General features: G+C 70.6%; 2 protein-coding genes and 1 pseudogene. 2 read left to right on the top strand and 1 reads right to left on the bottom strand.

Annotated elements, in window-relative coordinates; translation table 11 throughout:
- Positions 1 to 290, bottom strand: a pseudogene (locus tag VHK87_RS11095) (hypothetical protein); the annotation flags it as partial.
- Between the two features lie 166 nt (positions 291 to 456).
- On the opposite strand from VHK87_RS11095, the gene kdsA reads away from it, so the two are divergent.
- Both kdsA and VHK87_RS11085 read left to right on the top strand, forming a co-directional pair.
- Entirely contained in the window at positions 457 to 1,317 is an 861-nt protein-coding gene (gene kdsA / locus VHK87_RS11090; RefSeq protein WP_329634958.1) for a 3-deoxy-8-phosphooctulonate synthase, read from the top strand.
- Positions 1,318 to 1,348: 31 nt separating this feature from the next.
- Positions 1,349 to 2,470, top strand: a 1,122-nt coding sequence (locus VHK87_RS11085) for a bifunctional heptose 7-phosphate kinase/heptose 1-phosphate adenyltransferase (RefSeq protein WP_329634957.1), incomplete at its 3' end; no start/stop codon positions are given.

Here is a 2,470-nt window from a genome sequence, read left to right as displayed (position 1 = left end):
CCGGCCATGTAGCCCTCGGCGAAGCCGATGTCGCCGGCCGTCAGCACCCGGCGCATGAAGGCGAAATCGCGCACGACGATCCGCGCCTCCGGGCCGGGTTTGGAGCCCTCCATCCGCAGTTCGCGGCCCGAGGGCAGCTCGAAAATCAGGGTTCCGGCGATCCAGTTGGCCGCCATCAGCCGCACGGCCGTACGGAAGGCCGCCGGCGCGTCTTTCAGTTCCGGCAAACGGTTGAGAGCGCCGCTTCGCGCGGTGAGCGAGATCGGGGCGCCATCCTGGACAAGGGTCATGGTCGCATCCTTCGGTCCATCTTCACCATAACACCGGTTGCCCAGAGCGCCGAATCAGGGTCACGGCGCCGGGGTCCGAGGCGACGAGGCCGCGGCGTCCCAGCCGCTTGTGGACAAGGCTCGCCTGCGCCACTTAAGCGGCGGCCCGCCAAGGAGGACTTGCAGCGTGACCCAGCCGAACGCCGTCATCGAGATCAAAGCGCCCAGCGGCCCGGCCGTTCGCATCGGCAACGCCGAGCGCCTGTCCCTCATTGCGGGGCCCTGCCAGATGGAGAGCCGGGCGCACGCCCTGGAGACGGCTCACGCGCTCAAGGAGACCGCCGACCGCCTTGGGATCGGGCTGATCTACAAGACCTCCTTCGACAAGGCGAACCGCACCTCCGCCAACGCGGCGCGGGGGATGGGCTTGGAAGCAGCGCTGCCGGTGTTCGCCGAAATCCGCGAATCCGTGGGGCTGCCGACCCTCACCGACGTTCACGAAGCGTCGCAGTGCGCCGAGGTGGCCCAGGCCGTCGATGTGCTGCAGATTCCGGCCTTCCTCTGTCGCCAGACGGACCTGCTGATCGCCGCGGCGCGCACGGGCCGGACGATCAACGTCAAGAAGGGTCAGTTCCTCGCCCCCTGGGACATGAAGAACGTGATCGCCAAGGTCACGGGCGAGGGAAATCCCAACGCTATGGCGACCGAGCGGGGGGTCAGCTTCGGCTACAACACCCTGGTCTCCGATATGCGTGCGCTGCCGATCCTGGCGCAGATCGGCTGTCCGGTCGTGTTCGACGCCACCCACTCGGTGCAGCAGCCGGGCGGACAGGGGACCAGCAGCGGCGGCCAGCGCGAGTTCGTGCCCGTGCTGGCCCGTGCCGCCGTGGCCGTCGGCGTGGCGGCGGTGTTCATGGAGACCCACCCGGATCCGGACGCGGCGCCCTCGGACGGGCCGAACATGGTGCCGCTGAAGGACTTCGAACCGCTGGTCCGCGAGCTCCTGGACTACGACGCCCTCACCAAGCGCCGGGCCGCCGCCGCTTGACCCGCGCAGGCGCAGGACGCAGAGGCTAGCCATGGATCTTACGGCCCTACAGCAGCTGCTCGCGGCCCTGCCGACGGGCCGGGTCGCCTGCGTCGGCGACCTGATGGTCGACCGCTTCGTCTATGGAGAGGTCAGCCGGGTGTCGCCCGAGGCCCCGATCCCGGTGCTGGCCCGCACCCGCGAGCTGGTGATGCTGGGCGCCGCCGGCAACGTCGCCCGCAACGTCTCGGCGCTGGGCGGCTCGGTGGCCCTGGTCGGCCTGATCGGCGGCGACCCGGAGGGTCACGAGGCCCTGCGGCTGATCGGCGAGGAGGAGGGGATCGAGGGCTTCCTGGTTACCGACTCATCGCGGCCCACCACGCTGAAGACCCGCTTCGTCTCGGGCGGCCAGCAGCTGCTGCGGGTCGACCTGGAGGAGAGCCGGGCTGTGGACGGCGACTGCGAGCAGCGGCTGGTGCGGACCATCCGCGACGTCGCCGCCGGCGTCGGCGTGATCCTGGTCTCGGACTACGGCAAGGGGGTTGTGACCCCGGCGGTGATCGCCGCCTGCCGGGAAGCGGCCAATGACGGCGCACGGGTGATCGTCGACTCGAAGGCGCGCAGCTTCGCCCGTTATGGGGCGGTGGATATCATCAAGCCGAACGCCGCCGAGCTGGCGTACGCCACCGACATGCCGACCTCCACGGACGAGGAGCTGGAAGCGGCCCTGAAGCGGGCGCTGGAGCTGTGCGAGGCGCGCTCCGTGCTTGTCACCCGGGCCGCCAAAGGAATGTCCTTGGCCGTCCGCGGCGAGCCGGTCCGCCACTTCCACGGCACGCCGAAGGCCGTGTTCGACGCCTCGGGCGCGGGAGACACCGCCATCGCGGCCCTCGGGCTGGCGCTGGCGGCGGGCGCCTCCATCGAGGCGGCGATCGAGATCGGCATCCTGGCGTCGGGCGTCGCGGTCGGAAAGGTGGGCACGGCCACCGTCTCCCCGGACGAGCTGATGGAGGCCGCGCTCTCGGCCCACCTCGCTCCGGCCGAGGCCAAGATCGCCACCCCGCAACGGATGGCCGACGAGGTCGCCCGCTGGCGGGCCAAGGGCCTGCGTGTCGGCTTCACCAACGGCTGCTTCGACGTGCTCCACCGCGGCCACGTGGCCTATCTCAACCAG

This window comes from Phenylobacterium sp. (genome assembly GCF_036263695.1).
Lineage (GTDB): Bacteria > Pseudomonadota > Alphaproteobacteria > Caulobacterales > Caulobacteraceae > Phenylobacterium.
Note: the sequence above shows the minus strand (reverse complement) of the source record. Positions and strands in the feature narration are given on the sequence as shown.